Annotated in this window: 11 protein-coding genes; 6 read left to right on the forward strand and 5 right to left on the reverse strand. The window is 65.2% G+C overall.

The window, feature by feature from the left end:
* Window positions 1-23: 23 nt before the first annotated feature.
* Window positions 24-3539 (forward strand): error-prone DNA polymerase, encoded by a 3516-nt coding sequence (locus ACE103_RS14120; RefSeq protein WP_375781104.1) that lies wholly within the window; start codon window positions 24-26, stop codon window positions 3537-3539.
* A gap of 179 nt (window positions 3540-3718) precedes the next feature.
* Here ACE103_RS14120 and ACE103_RS14125 read toward each other — a convergent pair whose 3' ends face one another.
* The gene (locus ACE103_RS14125) at window positions 3719-4489 is read right to left on the reverse strand and encodes an SDR family NAD(P)-dependent oxidoreductase (protein ID WP_375779916.1); all 771 of its coding nucleotides are present in this window, start codon (window positions 4487-4489) and stop codon (window positions 3719-3721) included.
* Window positions 4490-4710: 221 nt separating this feature from the next.
* Between ACE103_RS14125 and ACE103_RS14130 the strand changes: the two genes are divergently transcribed.
* Window positions 4711-5247: a heme-binding protein gene (locus ACE103_RS14130; RefSeq protein ID WP_375779917.1), complete on the forward strand. Its 537-nt coding sequence runs from the start codon at window positions 4711-4713 to the stop codon at window positions 5245-5247.
* 313 nt (window positions 5248-5560) lie between these two features.
* On the opposite strand, the gene ACE103_RS14135 is transcribed toward ACE103_RS14130, so the two are convergent.
* A complete protein-coding gene (locus tag ACE103_RS14135; protein WP_050626238.1) occupies window positions 5561-5848 on the reverse strand; it encodes a hypothetical protein in 288 nt (95 codons plus the stop codon).
* Window positions 5849-6055: 207 nt separating this feature from the next.
* Between ACE103_RS14135 and ACE103_RS14140 the strand changes: the two genes are divergently transcribed.
* The 3 genes from ACE103_RS14140 to ACE103_RS14150 all read left to right on the forward strand — a co-directional run bounded on the left by ACE103_RS14140 (window position 6056) and on the right by ACE103_RS14150 (window position 12110).
* Window positions 6056-7462, forward strand: coding sequence for a CoA transferase (locus ACE103_RS14140; RefSeq protein ID WP_375779918.1), 1407 nt, complete (start codon window positions 6056-6058; stop codon window positions 7460-7462).
* A 151-nt stretch (window positions 7463-7613) separates the two neighbouring features.
* Entirely contained in the window at window positions 7614-8861 is a 1248-nt protein-coding gene (locus tag ACE103_RS14145) for an efflux RND transporter periplasmic adaptor subunit (protein WP_375779919.1), read from the forward strand.
* A 114-nt stretch (window positions 8862-8975) separates the two neighbouring features.
* Window positions 8976-12110 (forward strand): efflux RND transporter permease subunit, encoded by a 3135-nt coding sequence (locus ACE103_RS14150; protein ID WP_375779920.1) that lies wholly within the window; start codon window positions 8976-8978, stop codon window positions 12108-12110.
* Here the strand turns inward: ACE103_RS14150 and ACE103_RS14155 are convergent.
* Window positions 12103-13071, reverse strand: coding sequence for an amidohydrolase family protein (locus ACE103_RS14155; protein ID WP_375779921.1), 969 nt, complete (start codon window positions 13069-13071; stop codon window positions 12103-12105). The two genes, ACE103_RS14150 and ACE103_RS14155, sit on opposite strands and share 8 nt — an antisense overlap.
* Window positions 13072-13209: 138 nt before the next feature.
* Window positions 13210-14628, reverse strand: coding sequence for a TolC family outer membrane protein (locus ACE103_RS14160; RefSeq protein ID WP_375779922.1), 1419 nt, complete (start codon window positions 14626-14628; stop codon window positions 13210-13212).
* Between the two features lie 243 nt (window positions 14629-14871).
* Here ACE103_RS14160 and ACE103_RS14165 point away from each other — a divergent pair, with 243 nt between their 5' ends.
* Window positions 14872-16734 carry an acetyl-CoA hydrolase/transferase C-terminal domain-containing protein gene (locus ACE103_RS14165; protein ID WP_375779923.1) on the forward strand — a complete coding sequence of 621 codons (1863 nt, stop codon included), beginning with the start codon at window positions 14872-14874 and terminating at the stop codon, window positions 16732-16734.
* Here ACE103_RS14165 and ACE103_RS14170 read toward each other — a convergent pair.
* Window positions 16731-17510, reverse strand: coding sequence for an enoyl-CoA hydratase (locus ACE103_RS14170; protein ID WP_375779924.1), 780 nt, complete (start codon window positions 17508-17510; stop codon window positions 16731-16733). The two genes, ACE103_RS14165 and ACE103_RS14170, sit on opposite strands and share 4 nt — an antisense overlap.
* Window positions 17511-17577 lie beyond the last annotated feature (67 nt).

Genomic DNA, 17577 nt, shown 5'->3' on the forward strand with positions numbered 1-17577 from the left:
AAACGCGTCAAAACGAGAATCTGATGCCCGACTATGCCGAGATCGGCATCACCAGCAATTTCTCCTTCCTGCGCGGCGGCTCCGATCCGCGCGCCTATGTGCATCAGGCGAGCGAACTGAAGATCCCCGTGATCGGGCTTGCCGATCACAACACGCTGGCCGGCGTGGTGCGCGCCTGGAAGGAGCTCGACAGCGACAAGGTCGCCCATCCGCCAAAGCTTCTGATCGGCGCCCGTATCGTCTTCATCGACGACACGCCCGATATCCTGGTCTATCCGCGCGACCGCGCCGCCTATGGCCGGCTGTGCCAATTGCTCACCCGCGGCAAGCGCGGCGGCGGCATCGAGCGCATCGAGAAGGGCGACTGCCGGCTCACTCTGTCCGACCTCGTCGACTTCGCCGAGGGCCAGCTGCTGGTGCTGGCGCTGCCGCATCGGTTCGAGGCGGCCGATGCGCTCGACGTGCTCGCGCAACTGAAAGCGAGCGCCGCTGATGGCGTCTGGCTTGCTGCAAGCCTGCTCTATCGCGGCGACGACAGGCGCCGTCTCGCGCGGCTGCATCGCCTCGCCGCGGATGCCGGCGTGCCGCTGCTTGCCACCAACGAGGTGCTCTATCACCATCCCGCGCGCCGCCCGCTGCAGGACGTGCTGACCTGCATCCGCGAAAAGACCACGATCGAGGCTGTCGGCCGCAGGCTCGAGGCCAATGCCGAGCGGCATCTCAAGCCGGCGCATGAGATGATCAGGCTATTCCGCGACTGGCCTGCCGCGATCGCGGAGACCATACGCTTCGCCGATCGCATCTCGTTCTCGCTCGACCAGCTCAAATACCAGTATCCGGACGAGCCGGTGCCGCCGGGCAAGACCGCGCAGCAGCATCTGGAGGATTTGACCTGGGTCGGCGTCGACAAATATTTCGGCGGCGAGATCGACGACAAACTTCGTGCCACCCTGAACAAGGAGCTCGCGCTGATCGCCGAGCTGAAATACGCGCATTACTTCCTCACCGTGCATGACATCGTGCACTATGCGCGCAGCCAGAACATCCTGTGCCAGGGGCGGGGCTCGGCGGCGAATTCTGCGGTCTGTTACGTGCTCGGCGTCACCTCGGTCGATCCGACCAAGGTCGATCTGCTGTTCGAGCGCTTCATCTCCAAGGAACGGCTGGAGCCGCCCGACATCGACGTCGATTTCGAGCATTCGCGGCGCGAGGAGGTGATGCAATATGTCTATCGCCGCTACGGCCGCCACCGCGCCGCCATCATCGCGACCATCATCCATTATCGCCCGCGCAGCGCGATCCGCGACGTCGGCAAGGCGCTCGGGCTGACGGAAGACGTCACCGCGGCGCTCGCCGACACCGTGTGGGGCAGCTGGGGCAAGGGCCTCAACGACATGCAGGTGCGGCAGGCCGGGCTCGATCCAAAAAATGCGATGATCAACCTCGCGGTCGAGCTTGCCACCGAGCTGATCGAGTTTCCGCGCCATCTCTCGCAGCATGTCGGCGGCTATGTGCTGACCCAGGACCGGCTCGACACCTATGTGCCGATCGGCAACGCCGCGATGGACGACCGCACCTTCATCGAATGGGACAAGGACGATGTCGACGCGCTTCATATGATGAAGGTCGACGTACTGGCGCTGGGCATGCTGACCTGCATCCGCAAATGTTTTGACCTGATCGATGACCACAAGGGCAAGCGCTGGGAGCTCGCTTCAGTCCCGCAGGACGAAAAAAAAGTCTACGACATGCTGTGTCGCGGCGAGTCGCTCGGCGTGTTCCAGGTCGAGAGCCGCGCCCAGATGAACATGCTGCCGCGGCTGAAGCCACGCACCTTCTACGATCTCGTCATCGAGGTTGCGATCGTCCGCCCGGGGCCGATCCAGGGCGACATGGTGCATCCTTATCTGAGGCGGCGGAACGGCCAGGAGAAGGAAAGCTATCCGTCGCCGTCGCCCGAGCACGGCCCGCCGGATGAACTCCACAACGTGCTGCACAAGACGCTTGGCGTGCCGCTGTTCCAGGAGCAGGCGATGCGGATCGCGATCGAGGCGGCAAAGTTCACCTCGGAAGAAGCGAACGGCCTGCGCCGTTCGATGGCGACCTTCCGCAACGTCGGCACCATTGGCAGCTATGAAGAGAAGCTGGTCGGCAACATGGTGGCGCGCGGCTACGATCCGGATTTCGCCCGCAGCTGCTTCGACCAGATCAAGGGCTTTGGCAGTTACGGCTTCCCGGAAAGCCATGCCGCGAGCTTTGCCCAGCTCGTCTACATCTCCTCATGGCTGAAGCACCATCATCCCGATGCGTTCTGCTGCGGCCTGCTCAACTCGCAGCCGATGGGCTTCTATGCCCCGGCGCAGATCGTCGGCGACGCCCGCAACAACGGCGTCACGGTGCGCGAGGTCGATGTCTCCTTCAGCTTTGCGCAGAACACGCTGGAGGAGAAGGTCGGCGATCATTGCGCGGTGCGGCTCGGCTTCCGCCAGATCGACGGCTTTCACTGGCTGGATGAGGACGAGGAGCGGTTGAAAGCTCTCCAGTCGTCATTCCCCGATGCGCAATTGCGCATCCGGGGCGCGCCTGTGCTCCCTCTCTCGCTTGCGGGGGAGGGTTGGGGTGGGGGTCTCTCCACGAGTCCCACTGAGGAGGGAGCCCCCACCCGGATCGCATCTTCCGATGCGATCCGGCCTCCCCCGCAAGCGGGAGAGGCGAAGCAAGAGAAAGACTGGGCCGACCGCATCGTCGCCGCGCGCAACCGGCGGTCCTTCACCTCGCTGGAAGACTTCGCCCGCGACACCGGCCTGCCGAAGCGCGCGCTGATCCTGCTCGCCGACGCCGATGCGTTCCGCTCGCTCGGGCTCGACCGCCGCGAGGCGCTGTGGGCGGTGCGGCGGCTGCCTGACGACGTGCCGCTGCCGCTGTTCGAGGCCGCCACCGCGCGCGAGCAGCCGGATGAGGGCGCAAAACCGCTGCCGGAGATGCCGCGTCCCGAGCAGGTGGTCGCCGACTATCAGACCATCCGCCTGTCGCTGAAGGGCCATCCGATGGAATTCTTGCGCGAGATGTTCGCCAGAGAGCGCGTCGTCGCCTGCCACACCATCAACCGCAGCAATGATCGCCGCCGCGTCAGCTGCGCCGGCGTCGTGCTGGTGCGGCAGCGGCCGGGCAGCGCCAAGGGCGTCGTGTTCATGACGCTGGAGGACGAGACCGGCATCGCCAACATCGTGGTGTGGCCGAAGGTGATGGAGCAGTACCGCAAGGAAGTGATGGGTGCACGCCTGATCCTGGTCGAGGGTTATATCCAGAGCAGCCCCGAGGGCGTGACGCATCTGGTGGCGCAGCGCATGACCGACCGCTCCCACGATCTTATCGGCCTCGCCAACGAATCCCTCAGCCCCAAGCATCCGGTGCCGCCGGCCCCGGCACTGATCGAGCCGCTCAACGACGACCGCCGCGATCACGGCGACAACTCGCCGCAAAAAATCCGCCACCCCCGCAACGTCCGCATCCTGCCGCCGTCACGGGATTTTCATTGAGGGTTGTCGCCAGCGTGTCGCCCTCTCACCGTCACCCTGAGGAGCGCGCATTGCGCGCGTCTCGAAGGGTCGACGGCCACCAGCCGGGCCGTGCATCCTTCGAGGCTCGCCCAGCGGCGCAATTGCGCCGCAAGGCTCGCACCTCAGGATGACGGGTCGGCCGTGTATGTCGTCTCTCCTCAGAAATTCACCCGGTTCGAGATCGCGCCGTCGACGACGAGGTTCGAGCCGGTCGTGAACGAGGAGGCCGGGCTAGCCAGAAACACCGCGGCGTTGGCGATCTCCTGCGGCGTCGCCATGCGGCCGGTCGGGTTGCGGGCCAGCGCGTCCTGATAAATCTTCGGCGTGTTCTGCTCGACCATATTCCAGACGCCGCCCTTGAAATACACGGTGCCCGGCGACACCACGTTGACGCGGATTTTCTTCGCCGCGTATTGCCGCGCCAGTCCCTTCGCCATGTGCACCAGCGCCGCCTTGATCGGTCCGTAGGAGCCGGCGCGATCCGCCTGCGCTGCCGAGATCGACGAGATGATGATGAAGGCCGCATCGCCGGTTGTCTCGCCGCTCGCCTCCAGGAACGGGCGTGCTGCCTCGAACGCGTTCACCGCGCCGAGCACGTCGAGCCGGAAATTCTGCTCCCACGACGCCGGATCGCCGCCTTGCGCCATCGCGCCCGCATTGGAGAACATCATGTCGATGCTGCCCAATTCGGTTGCGACATCGGCAATCCACGATGTCAGCGCCGCGGCGTCGGTGATATCGACGGCCGCGCCGGTGACGCGCACGCCGGCAGCCTTCAGCTCGGCAATGCTGGACGCAACCTGCTCGGCATTGCGCGCACAGACCGCGACGCCGACGCCTTCACCCGCCAGCGTCGCCGCAATGGCCCGCCCGATGCCGCGCGTGCCGCCGAGCACGATGGCGTTTCGTCCCTTCAAACCCAGATCCATTCGGATGTCCTTTCTGATGCGCGCGGACTGTAGCGACCATCGCGGCATTGCGCGACCTCGATATTCCCTCGCGTCACGCGATTTTCATTGTAGCCAGGCGAATATCGCGGTGCACCCAATCCGATCTCGCCTTGTGCGCCGCGGATCAATTGCTATCGTTCTGCCGCCCGGTAATCGCATTGGGGCGTCTGAAAACAACAATCAAACTGGGAGATAATGACATGCGTTATTTCACTGCGCTCATCGGCGCGGCATGGGTCGTGCTCGCTACCGCCACCGGCGCGCTGGCCCAGGTGCCGCCCAACCCCGACAATCCGAATGACGTCGTCGCCGATGCCCTGACGCCGCCGCCCTACGGCGAACCGATCAATCTGGAAACCGCCAAGAAGGTCGCCGCGGCAGCCGTTGCCGAGACGCAAAAGCGAATCTGGAACGCGTTCTGCATCGCGATCGTCAATCCGAGCGGCGATCTCGTCTATTTCGAGAGGCAGGACAATTGCCAGTATGCCTCGGTCGGGGTCTCGCAGCACAAGGCGCGTACCGCAACCCGCTATCGCCGCCCCACGCTGGTGTTCGAAACCCTGATGGGCAAGGGACCCTACTTCTCCTACCTCGCAACCCTCGACGACGTCGTCGCCTCGCGTGGCGGCAATCTGCTGATGGTCAATGGCAAGATCGTCGGCGCCATCGGTGTCAGCGGCGGCTCCGGCGCGCAGGACAACGTGATCTCGCTCGCCGGCCAGGCCGCGTTGAAGTGAGAGCAGCGACGTGATGCTTCTGCCGGAGTCTCGCTCCGGCAGAAGTCCTTCACGAGGATTGTAGGATGGGTAGAGCGAAGCGAAACCCATCGTCACTGTCGTCCCGGCCTAATGCGCAATTGCGCACGGCGGCCGGGACCCATAACCACAAATGCCGATTGTTGTGCACCGTTGGAACGACGAGTCCCGCCAACTACAACTGCTGCGGCCTATGGGTCCCGGCCTTCGCCGGGACGACGATGGGAGATAGTCTCGCGCGCAGTACTCCTCGTCGCCAGCCCCAGCGATTGTTCAATCCTTGCGCAGCTGCATACTATTCCACCGCGGCGCCCACCGGCGGTCCGCCCGGCGGGCGGTGCAGGAAGGTGATCGACGCATAGGCACCGACCCACGAGCCGGCCGCTGCGAAGGCGACATAGAGCCAGTTCTCGGTGTAGCTGATCACCGCATAGGAGGAGAGCACGTACCAGACGCTGCTCCAGGTCGCGGCCGGCACGCGCTTGCGCGCGACGACTGCCGAGGTGAACATGACATAGACCGCGTCGGTGGCCGCGGTCGCGAGGAAGACACCGCCGGCGGTGAGGGGATCAATGGCAGCCATTGCAACTCCTGTTCGGGTCGGGCAGAGCTAAGGCATGGTCCGGGAAAGTGTGAAACCGTTTTTCGAAAAGATCATGCCCAAATAAGGCATGGTCCGGAAAAGCGTGAAGCCGCTTTCCGGGAAGATGATGCCAAATACGGGTTGGGACCGGGCATTGCCATTTTGTCATCATGCTCGGGCATAGAATAATCGCAAACAGGAATGCGCATGCAGGACATCCGTGAAATCCTTTCCGATGTCTGGACCGGCACCGGTGGCGCGCCGTCCGCGCTCGATGCGGTCGCCCTGACCGGCAGCGAGCCGCAATTGCCGTCGTCGTTTCGGGTCGCAGCGGCGGCGCAGGTGCCGATTGCCGCGGCGGGCCTTGCGGCGGCCGAGATCTGGAAAGCCCGCAGCGGCGAGCCGCAGGACGTCGCGGTCGACATGCGCCATGCCGTCGTCGAATGCCGCAGCGAGCGTTATCTGCGGGTTGACGACAAGCCGCCGCCACCGGCCTGGGACAAGATCGCCGGCGTCTACCGTGTCCGCGACAACCGCTTCGTCCGCCTGCACACCAATTTCCCGCATCACCGCGACTCCGTCTGCAAGGTGCTCGGCTGCAACGCCGAGCGCGACGATGTCCAGGCCGCGCTGCTGCAATGGGACGGCGAGGCGTTCGAGACCGCGGCCTATACCGCCGGTGGCGTCGTCGCCTTGATGCGCTCATATGACGAGTGGTCAGCGACGCCGCATGCAGGAGAACTTGCAAGGCTGCCGCTGATCTCGATCGAGAAGATCGGCGAGGCCGCGCCAAAGCCGTGGCCTGCGGGGAAGCGGCCGCTGGCCGGCATCCGGGTGCTCGATATGTCGCGCGTGATTGCCGGCCCGGTCGCCGGCCGCACGCTCGCCGCGCACGGCGCCGATGTGCTGCTGATCTCCGGTCCCGATCTGCCGGCGATTCCCTGGCTCACTATCGACACCGGCCGCGGCAAGCTGACGAGCTTTCTCGAGCTGCGCAGCGAGCAGGGGCGGGCCGTGATGCGCGGCCTCGTCGCGCAGGCCGATATTCTCTCGCAGGGTTATCGCCCGCAGGCGATTGCGCGGCTCGGCTTCTCGCCGGAGGAAGCGGCCCGCATCAATCCCGGGATCGTCTATGTGACACTCTCGGCCTATGGCCATGCCGGTCCGTGGGCAGAGCGCCGCGGCTTCGACTCGCTGGTGCAGACCACGACCGGCTTCAATCATGCCGAAGGGCAGGCCGCCGGCGTCGACGGACCGAAGGAATTGCCGGCCCAGATGCTCGATCACGCCACCGGATATTTCATGGCGTTCGGCGCCATGATGGCCAAGGCCCGCCAGGCGCGCGAGGGCGGCAGCTGGCATGTCCGGGTATCGCTGGCGCAGACCGGGCGCTGGCTGTGGAGTCTCGGCCGGCTCGAAGGGGGCCTTGCCACCGAGGACCTGAAGGCGGATGCGGTGCAGCCCTTCATCGAGCGGCTTCCGTCCGGTTTCGGCACGCTGAGTTCGGTCCGGCACGCCGCCGTGCTGTCGAAGACCCCGGCCCATTGGTCCCGTCCGGCGATGCCGCTCGGCAGCCACCCTCCAGCGTTTCCTGCCCCGGAGTTTCCCGGATGAGACATTCAGCCGCCGTTCAGGCTATCCGAACTTTAACGACCCGCACCGCCGAAGTGCGATTTTTAGGTTGTTTGAAACGCCAAATCGGCACTATTAGCGCACCGCTGGGGCTGTCCCGCCGGAAGCTGCAACGATCGACCCCGCGGACCGCATGCTGAAAGAGTTTATCAAGCGAATGCAGAGCTTTAGCCGTCCGCGCCTGCTCGTGGCCACGGCGGTGCTGGTGGTCGCCTGCGCGGGCGCCTATGGCTATACGCGGTTCGGCTCGGACAAGCAGACACCGTCGGAAGTCTCCAGCCAGTCCCGCAAGGGCGGCACGCGCTATGCGCCGTCGCCGGCCGAGTGGGCCAGCCTGACCTTCCAGACCGTGGCCGAGCACACCTTCCGCTCCGAACTGGTGACTGAGGGCAAGATCGGGATCGACGAGGACCGCTCCACCCCGGTCTACTCGCCCTATACCGGGCGGGTGACCCGTCTCATGGTGCGGCCGGGTGATACGGTGGTGAAGGGGCAGCCGCTGTTCGTGATCGAAGCGGCCGACACCGTGCAGGCGCAGAACGATTACGTCGCCGCGATGACCGGCCTCAACAAGGCCCAGTCGGCGCTCGACCTGGCCCAGATCCAGGAGAAGCGCGCCAAGGACCTGTCCGAGGGCAAGGCGATCCCGCTGAAGGATTATCAGACTGCGCAGGCCGCGCTTGTACAGGCGCAGAACGATGCGCGCTCGGCGCAGACGCTGCTGGAAGCCGCGCAGAACAAGCTGCACATCCTCGGCTTCGGCGACGAAGCCATCACGACCTTGCAGCAGAAGGGCCGCCTCAATCCGGAGACGACGGTGTTCGCGCCGATCGGCGGCACCGTGGTCCAGCGCAAGGCCGGCCCCGGCCAGTATGTCTCGACCGGTGCCAGCGATCCGGTCTATGTGATCGGCGATCTCTCGACGGTCTGGCTGATCGCCTTCGTCCGAGAATCCGACGCCGACAATGTCGCGGTCGGGCAGGACCTCAGCTTCAGCGTGATGGCGCTGCCGGGCAAGGTGCTGAACGCCCGCGTCAACTATGTCGCCGCCGCGATCGATGCGACCTCGCGCCGGCTCCTGGTCCGCGCCACCATCGACAACGCCGACAATCGGCTGAAGCCCGAGATGTTCGCCAATGTGACGCTGTATTCGAAGGGCGACCACCCGGCGGTCGGCGTGCCGAAACAGGCGCTGATCTACGAGGGCGATCAGGTTCGCGTCTGGGTCGCGAAGGCCGACGACAAGACCATCGAGCTGCGCCAGATCAAGCCCGGCCTCATCAATGGCGACCTCGTCGAGGTCGCCGGCAATCTCAAGCCGGGCGAGCAGATCGTGACGAAGGGAAGCCTCTTCATCGACCGCGCCGCATCAGGTACCTAGCAGCATGATCCGGAAAAGTGGGAACCGGCTTTCCCTCGCGACAAACGCGGAACGCGTTTGCGCGGAGACCATGCTCACCAAGAAAAATCCTCTCCGTTGAAAGTGCCGATCTGAATGGATCGCCTCGTCGCCCTTGCCGTCAATCGCCGCTACTTGATGGTGGCCATGTTCGTCGTCGTCATCATCGGCGGCCTGTTTGCGTTCAAGCAGCTCAACATCGAGGCCTATCCCGATCCGACCCCGCCGATGGTCGACATCGTGACGCAGAGCCCGGGCCTCTCGGCCGAGGAGATCGAGCGCTATATCACGATCCCGATCGAGACCCAGGTCGCCGGCATCAAGAACCTCAAGACCATCCGCACCATCTCGCTGTACGGTCTCTCCGACGTCAAGCTGCAGTTCTCCTTCGACTACACCTATGACGAGGCGCTGCAGCAGGTGCTCAATCGGCTGTCGCAGCTCGCGCCGCTGCCAGGCAACGTGCAGCCCGGCATCTCCCCGACAAGCCCGATCGGCGAAATCTTCCGCTATCGGTTGAAGGGACCGCCGAACTACAGCGTGCTCGACCTCAAGACGTTGCAGGACTGGGTGCTGCAACGGCGCTTCCGCGCGGTGCCCGGCGTGATCGACGTCACCGGCTGGGGCGGCAAGACCAAGACCTACGAGATTCAGGTCGACTTCAACAAGCTGGTCGCCAACGGCCTGACGTTGCCGCAGGTGCTGCAGGCGGTTTCCAACGCCAACATCAATGTCGGCGGCAACACCGTGAACATCGGCTCGCAATCGGCGGTGGTGCGCGGCGTCGGTCTGATCCGCTCGATCGACGATCTCGCCAACACCATGATCTCGCAATCAGGCGGCAATCCGGTGCTGGTCAGGGACATCGGCACTGTGACGATCGGCGAGAAGCCGCGGCTCGGCATCGCCGGCATCGACAGTGACGACGACATCGTGCAGGGCATCGTGCTGATGCGCCGCGGCGAGCAGAGCTCGCCGACCATCGCCCGGGTCGAGCAGCTGGTCAACCAGATCAACAATTCCTCGATCCTGCCGCCGGGCGTCAAGATCGAGCGCATCTACGACCGCAAGGATCTGATCGAGCTCACCACACACACCGTGCTGCACAACATGGTGGTCGGCATCCTCCTGATCGTGCTGCTGCAGTGGATCTTCCTCGGCGATCTGCGCAGCGCGCTGATCGTCGGCGCGACGATTCCGTTCGCGCTGTTCTTCGCCGTGATCATCCTGGTGCTGCGCGGCGAATCCGCCAATCTGCTCTCGGTCGGCGCGATCGATTTCGGACTGATCGTCGACGCCACCGTGATCATGGTGGAGGCGATCTTCCGCAGGTTGTCGCAGACCACGGCACTGTCGGAAGCCGAGCGCGAGCACATCTCCGACGACACCGTGATGGGGATGAAGAGCCATGCGATCCTGTCGGCGGCGGCCGACGTGTCGCGCTCGATCTTCTTCGCCGCGACCATCATCGTCGCTGCGTTCCTGCCGCTGTTCACGCTGGGTGGTGTCGAGGGCAACATCTTCGGGCCGATGGCGCGAACCTATGCCTATGCGTTGGCGGGCGGATTGCTGGCGACGTTCACGATCACGCCGGCGCTGAGCGCGATCATCCTGCCGGCGCATATCCACGAGACCGAGACCTGGATCGTCAAGAAGCTCGATGCGATTTACCTGCCGGCGCTGAACTGGGCGATCGCCAACCGCAAGATCGTGATGGCCGGTGCGGCCGGCCTCGTGGTCACGACGATCATCTGCGTGCGGTTCCTCGGCCTCGAATTCCTGCCCAAGCTGGAAGAGGGCAATCTGTGGATCCGCGCCACGCTGCCGCCGACGATCTCGCTGCAAGAAGGCAACGCCTATGTCAACGAGATGCGGAAGCTGATCAGCAGCCGTCCCGAGGTGGTGTCGGTGGTGTCGCAGCACGGCCGTCCCGACGACGGCACCGACGCCGCCGGATTCTTCAATGCTGAATTCTTCGCGCCGCTGAAGCCGGCCGGCGAATGGCCGGGCACCCATGACAAGGACGTGCTCACCGCGCAATTGCTCGCGCAGTTGCAGGATAAGTTCCCTGGCGTCGAATTCAACTTCTCGCAATACCTGCAGGACAACGTGTCGGAGGCGGTGTCCGGCGTGAAGGGCGAGAACTCGATCAAGCTCTATGGCAACGATTTGCAGGCGCTGACCGACACCGCCAATAAGATCAAATCGGTGTTGGCGACGGTGCAAGGTGTCACCGACCTCGCGGTGTTCACCTCGCTCGGCCAGCCGACCGTCCAGATCGACGTCGACCGGGCGCGGGCGGCGCGCTACGGCCTGTCACCGGGCGACATCAACGCCACGATCAAGGTCGCCGTCGGCGGCGACACCGCGGGCGATCTCTACGAACCCGGCAGCGACCGGCACTTTCCGATCATCGTCCGCCTTGCGCCGGAATATCGCAAGAGCGCGGAGGCGATCCAGAACCTGCGGATCGGGGCGACGAATCCGAATGGCGGGGTCACGCAGATCCCGCTCTCTGAAGTGGCCTCGATCAAGCTGATCTCCGGCGCCGCCTACATCTATCGCGAGCAGCAGGAGCGCTATCTGCCGATCAAGTTCTCGGTGCGTGACCGCGACCTCGGCAGTGCGATCCTGGAAGCGCAGCAGAAGGTCAACGAGCAGGTCCAGTTGCCGCCCGGCTCGCGTATCGAATGGGTGGGCGAGTTCGGCAATTTGCAGGACGCGATCAAGCGGCTGTCGGTCGTGGTGCCGATCAGCCTCGTGCTGATCGCGGTGCTGCTGTTCTTGAATTTCGGCTCGATGGTCGACACCATGCTCGCGATGAGCGTGATTCCGATGGCGATCTTCGGCGGCGTGCTCGGGCTGCTGATCTCGGGCATTCCGTTCAGCGTGTCGGCGGCGATCGGCTTCATCGCGCTGTTCGGCATCGCGGTGATGGACGGCATCATCATCCTGTCGCAGTTCAACCAGCTGATCGACGAAGGCTATGACCGGATGCGCGCGGTGATCCGCACCGGCGAGCTGCAGCTTCGTCCGGTGCTGATGACCTGCGTCGTCGCCGGCATCGGCCTGTTGCCGGCGGCGGTGTCGGAGGGCATCGGCTCGCAGGTGCAGAAGCCGCTCGCCATCGTCGTCGTCACCGGCATGATGGTGGCGCCGCTGGTGATCCTGATCACGCTGCCGGTCCTGATCTCCTACTTCTCGCGCCGGCCGAAGGATAGCGTCAGGTAAAGCCGTAGAGCCGCGCCGGATTGTCGACCAGGATGGTCTTGCGCACCGCGGCATCCGGCGCCCAGACCGGAAGCTGGTTGAGGAGGCGGCCGTCGTCGATCTGGTACAGCGGCGTGACGTCGGTGACTTGCTTGCCCGCCGGCGTCACCGAATCCGGGTGCGGCCAGTCAGTGCCCCAGACGATGCGCTCGGCATTGGCCGCGATCAGCGCCTGGGCCAGCGGCGCGGCGTCGGCATAATCGGGCGCGAGCTTGGAGGCGCGGTAGGCGCCGGAAATCTTGACATAGGCCTTGCCGGATTTGACCAGCGCGAGCAGGTCGTCAAATCCCGGCTGGCCGGTGCCGAGCGTGGCCTCGGCGCCGCCGAAATGGTCGAACACCACGGGGACGGGCGCTGCCGCAACCAGGTCCTTGATCGCGGAGATCATGGCGAGGCTGGTGAACAGCTGGACGTGCCAGCCACGCGCTTTCATCCGCTCGATCGCGGCCGAGAAGCGCTGCCGGCCGACATTGGGATCGTTGACGCCGCCGGTCGCGAGGTTGAGGCGGATGCCGCGGAAGCCGGCCTTCTGCATCGCGTCGAGATCGCTCTCGCTGGTCTTGTCGTCGATCACGGCAACGCCGCGCGCCGTGGGTCCGCGCGCCGTCATGCCAAACAGCGTCGACGAATTGTCGGGGCCGTAGACGCTCGGCGTCACGATCACAACGCGCTCGACATGCAGCGCCTTGTGCAGCGCGCTCATCTCCTCCGGCGAGGCCGGTTCCGGCGTGTAGACGCGGCCGGCGAAGAACGGGAATTTCGCGGGGTCGCCATGGATGTGGGTGTGGCAGTCGCAGGCACCGGCAGGCACGTCGAAGCTCACCGGGGTGGATGGTTGTGATGCCTTGGAAAATGCGTTGCTGCCGGTCATGGTCACTCCCGCTGCGATGGAAGCCAGCATCATACTGCGTCGCGTCAGCATTGGACGTCTCCCTGCGTGCTCGGCTGTTATGCGCGCACTCCGCGCACCGGCATTGTTGATGGCCGGCGGGGGCGGAGGTTATCGGCGGAGAGAGCGGGCGGAAAGGGCAGGTTCGCAGTGCGAACGGTTCCCTAAAGCCTATTGTCCCGACGGCGTGCGCAGGCCGTGCCAGGCGTCGCGCACCTGATGGTAGTGCACCTCGGGCAGATAGTCGGGCGTCTTGAGATTGAGCGTCTTGACGTCGAGACGCCCGGTCGCGCTGAGCAGCGTATAGCAGGCGATCACGCGGTCGCGCTGCGCGCCGATCAGCCGGGCCCGCGCCGTGATCAGATCCTGCTGGGCGTTGAGCACGTCGACCGTGGTGCGCTGGCCGCCGGCGGCTTCCTTCTGCACGCCGGCGAGCGCAACCTCCGCGGCCTTCACCTCGGACTCGGAGGCCGACACCGCTATCTTGGCGCCCTCATTGGCGACCCAGGCGCTGACCACGGCGGTCTTGGCCTGGTTGCGGACCTGGTCCAGCACGAGCCGGCTCTGCGCCGCCACTTCCTTGGCCTGCCGGGTCTGCGAGGCCGCGGTGCCGCCGTCGTAGATCGGCTGCGTGACCTGGCCGATCACCGAGGCCTGGTCGGTCCCGAAAGTACCCAGCGTTGGGTCGCTGTCGCGGCTGCGGCTGACGCTGCCTTGCAGGGTGACGTTCGGCATCAGGCTGCTCTCGGCGACGCGGATCGAGGTCGAGGCGACGTCGACGTCGAAGCCCGCAGCCATCACTGCCGGATGCTCGCGCACCGCAAGCGCGATCGAATCCTCGCGGCTGCGCGGCAGCAGCCGGTCGATGGTCTCGGCCGGACGCAATTGCGACGGCGCGCTGCCGACCACCTGCGAATAGGTCGCCTGGCTGATCGCGAAGTTGACCTCGGCGGCGTTGAGATCGGACAGGCCGCGGTTGAGCCGGGCCTCGGCTTGCGCAGTATCGGTCGGCGTGACGTCGCCGGCATTGAGGCGGCGCTGGGTGATCGCCTGGGTCTCCTTCAGGAACGCGACGTTGGCGCGCTGCGCCTCGACCAGGGTCTGGTTGGCCAGCACGTTGGTATAGGCGGTGACGGCGTCGAGCAACACGCCCTGGCCAACATTGCGCAGGGCCTCGCGGCCGGACTGCACCTGCAGTTCGGCGACGCGGACGCTGTTGGCGGTCTTGAAGCCGTTGAACAGGGTCTGGGTCACGGTGACCCCGATCTGCCAGGGCTTCAGCGTCGCGCCCTGGATGACGTTGCCGGGCAGCTGATCGCGCACGGCCTGCAGGCCGAGCGAGAGGCCGGCGCTGATCTGGGGGCGGTAGCCAGCCAGCGCCTGCGGCACGTTCTCGTCGGTCGCGCGCTGGCGCGCCCGTTCGGCATTGAGCTGCGGATTGGTCTGATACGCCTTGACCAGGGCTTCCGGCAGGCTCTCGGCGCGGACCGCGGGGCTTGTCAGCAGCGCGCAGGCCAGTGCACCAAGGCCGATGCCCGACAAAAGCACGCGCCTCGCTACGTCGCCAATATCAGCGGCACGCCCAACCATGTGATCCCGCAAACCAAAACCCCGGCAATCCGCTCTCGCCGATGCCGTTCGACACATCTACCTGTTTACGGGGCGCCGCCGCCACAGGCAAACCGCTGCGCAACATCTGCACATCATTTCGGTTGTTGTCTGTTGCCGGTTCGTCACAGGCGAGCGCAATTGTCATATGAAGTATAAGTTCGAACCGCCGGCCGCCGATTCAGCGCGGCCGGTCATCCACTGCCTTGCCCGGGTTGATCGCAGATGCCTAAATTCTTCTCTGACCCCGAGGCGATCGCGGAGCATATCGTTCGTGACGTCGGAACCGAACTTGTGGTGGGGCTGCCGCTTGGCCTTGGCAAGGCCAACCACATTGTCAACGCGCTGTATGCGCGGGCGGTCGCCGACCGCTCGATTAATCTGACGCTGTTCTCGGCGCTGACTCTGGAGAAGCCGAAACCGAAGAGCCTGCTCGAACAGCGCTTCATCGGCCCGGTGATCGATCGCCTGTTCGGCGGTTATCCGGATCTCGCCTATGCGGAGGCGCTGCATCGCGGCGCGCTTCCACCCAACATCAAGGTGATCGAGTTCTTCTTCCTCGCAGGACAGTGGCTGCATCAGCCGTTCGCCCAGCAGCACTACATCTCGGCCAATTACACCCACGCGGCGGCGTACCTGCTGTCGCGCGGCCTGAATGTCGTGCCTCAACTCGTCGCCAAGCGCGTGGTGGACGGCGTGCCGCGCTACAGTTTGAGCTGCAACACCGACACGACGCTCGACGTGCTGCGCGCCCGCGCGCAGGGGCGGGCGTCATTCAAGCTGATCGGTCAGGTCAATTCCGAGCTGCCGTTCATGCCGGGGCCCGGCGATCTGCCAGCGGATGAATTCGATGCGATGCTCGACAGTCCCGACACCGATTTCCCGCTGTTCGCGCCGCCGTCGGAGCCGATCAGCGACACCAAATATGCGATCGGATTGCATGCCGCGGGTCTGGTCCGCGACGGCGGCACGCTGCAGATCGGGATCGGGCAGGTCGGCGATGCACTGGCACAGGGGCTCGTGGTGCGTCACCGCAACAACGCGCAATTCCACGGCATCATGCAGCGCCTTGCACCCGGTACCGTACAGCTTGCGGCGGCCGAGACCGGGCCGTTCGAGAAGGGCCTCTATGGCGTCAGCGAGATGCTGTTCGAGGCTTTCCTCGGGCTGATCGATGCCGGCATCCTCAAGCGCGACGTTGATGGCGTGATCCTGCACGGCGCATTCTTCCTGGGGCCGCAATCCTTCTATCGGGCGCTGCGCGAGATGACGGGCGAGCAGCTGGCGCGAATCCAGATGATGCCGGTGTCCTTCACCAACGAGATCTTCGGCGACGAGGATGGCAAGCGCCGCGCCCGCATCGATGCGCGTTTCGTCAACAACGCGATGATGGCGACGCTGCTCGGCGCTGCGATCTCCGACGGGCTTGAGAACGGCCAGGTCGTGAGCGGCGTCGGCGGCCAGTACAATTTCGTCGCGCAGGCATTCGCGCTCGAGGGCGCGCGCTCGGTGCTCGCGCTGGAGGCCACCCATCCGTCCGGCAAGCAGACGCAGTCGAACATCCGCTGGTCCTACGGTCACGAGACCATTCCGCGCCACCTGCGCGATATCTTCGTCACCGAATATGGCGTCGCCGACGTCAGAGGGAAATCCGATGCCGACGTGATCGCCGCAATGTTGCAGGTCTCGGACTCGCGCTTCCAGGGCGAGTTGATGCGGCAGGCCAAGGATGCCGGCAAGCTGCCGCGCAGCCATGAAATCCCGGCCGCTCACCGCGAAAATTATCCCGAGCGCATCAGCATGGCGCTGAAGCCCGCGCGTGACGCAGGGCTGCTGCCGTCATTTCCGTTCGGCAGTGACTTCACCGACGTCGAGCAACGGCTGATTCCGGCCCTGCAGATCTTGCAGCAGGCGCAGCGCACCCCGCTGCAACTCGCCGGCCTGCTGTGGCAGGGGATGCGGCATCCGCCTGACGCCGCCGATCGCGAATGCCTGGCGCGGCTCGGTCTCGACAAGCCGACGCATTTCGCCGAGCGCGCCTATCGCGCGCTCGTCACCGCAGCGCTGCAACGGAGCCGCGTGAACTAGCGGTTCTTGTTGACCGGCTTGCGCTTCTCGATGAAGGCGGCCATGCCCTCCGACCGATCCTCGAGCGCGAAGGTCGAGTGAAACAGGTTGCGCTCGACATTCATGCCTTCAGAGAGCGGCGTCTCGAACGCGCGGTTGATGGCTTCCTTGGCCATCGCGGTGGCCGGACGCGACATCGAGGCGATCTTCTCGGCCGCGGCGAGCGCCTCTTCCAGCAGCTTGTCGGCCTGAACGATCCGTGACACCAGGCCCGAGCGTTCGGCTTCCGCCGCATCCATCATGCGTCCGGTCAGGCAGAGATCCATCGCCTTCGACTTGCCGATCGCGCGGGTCAGCCGCTGTGTGCCGCCGATGCCCGGGATGGTGCCGAGGGTGATCTCCGGCTGGCCGAACTTGGCGTTGTCGGCGGCGATGATGATGTCGCACATCATCGCAAGCTCGCAGCCGCCGCCGAGCGCATAGCCCGCGACCGCCGCAATGGTCGGCTTGCGGCAACGGGCAACACGGTCGCCGCCGATGGCGGTGAAGTCGCTGTTGAACATGTCGATGAAGCCCTTCGGCTGCATCTCCTTGATGTCGGCGCCGGCCGCGAAGGCCTTCTCGCTGCCGGTGATCAGGATGCAGCCGATCTTGTCGTCTGCCTCGAGATCGTCCACCGCCGCGGCGATCTCGCGGAACACGCCGAACGACAGCGCATTCAGCATTTTGGGCCGGTTCAGCGTGATGACGCCGACCGGTCCCTTGCTTTCGACAATGATGAATTCGAACGTAGCCATGACGCAAACCCCGTGCCTGATTTGCGGCGCAATGTGCCCGCTGGCGGGATGCGCTTCAAGTGGCTGA

Source organism: Bradyrhizobium sp. ma5 (genome assembly GCF_042258955.1).
Taxonomy (GTDB): domain Bacteria; phylum Pseudomonadota; class Alphaproteobacteria; order Rhizobiales; family Xanthobacteraceae; genus Bradyrhizobium.

Bases quoted from the DNA above. Each gene is read 5' to 3' on its own strand.
- ACE103_RS14140 (WP_375779918.1), top strand. From the start codon at position 6,056: ATGCAGGACATCCGTGAAATCCTTTCCGATGTCTGGACCGGCACCGGT.
- ACE103_RS14150 (WP_375779920.1), top strand. From the start codon at position 8,976: ATGGATCGCCTCGTCGCCCTTGCCGTCAATCGCCGCTACTTGATGGTG.
- ACE103_RS14120 (WP_375781104.1), top strand. From the start codon at position 24: ATGCCCGACTATGCCGAGATCGGCATCACCAGCAATTTCTCCTTCCTG.
- ACE103_RS14135 (WP_050626238.1), bottom strand. From the start codon at position 5,848: ATGGCTGCCATTGATCCCCTCACCGCCGGCGGTGTCTTCCTCGCGACC.
- ACE103_RS14170 (WP_375779924.1), bottom strand. From the start codon at position 17,510: ATGGCTACGTTCGAATTCATCATTGTCGAAAGCAAGGGACCGGTCGGC.
- ACE103_RS14165 (WP_375779923.1), top strand. From the start codon at position 14,872: ATGCCTAAATTCTTCTCTGACCCCGAGGCGATCGCGGAGCATATCGTT.
- ACE103_RS14155 (WP_375779921.1), bottom strand. From the start codon at position 13,071: ATGCTGACGCGACGCAGTATGATGCTGGCTTCCATCGCAGCGGGAGTG.
- ACE103_RS14125 (WP_375779916.1), bottom strand. From the start codon at position 4,489: ATGGATCTGGGTTTGAAGGGACGAAACGCCATCGTGCTCGGCGGCACG.
- ACE103_RS14130 (WP_375779917.1), top strand. From the start codon at position 4,711: ATGCGTTATTTCACTGCGCTCATCGGCGCGGCATGGGTCGTGCTCGCT.
- ACE103_RS14145 (WP_375779919.1), top strand. From the start codon at position 7,614: ATGCTGAAAGAGTTTATCAAGCGAATGCAGAGCTTTAGCCGTCCGCGC.
- ACE103_RS14160 (WP_375779922.1), bottom strand. From the start codon at position 14,628: ATGGTTGGGCGTGCCGCTGATATTGGCGACGTAGCGAGGCGCGTGCTT.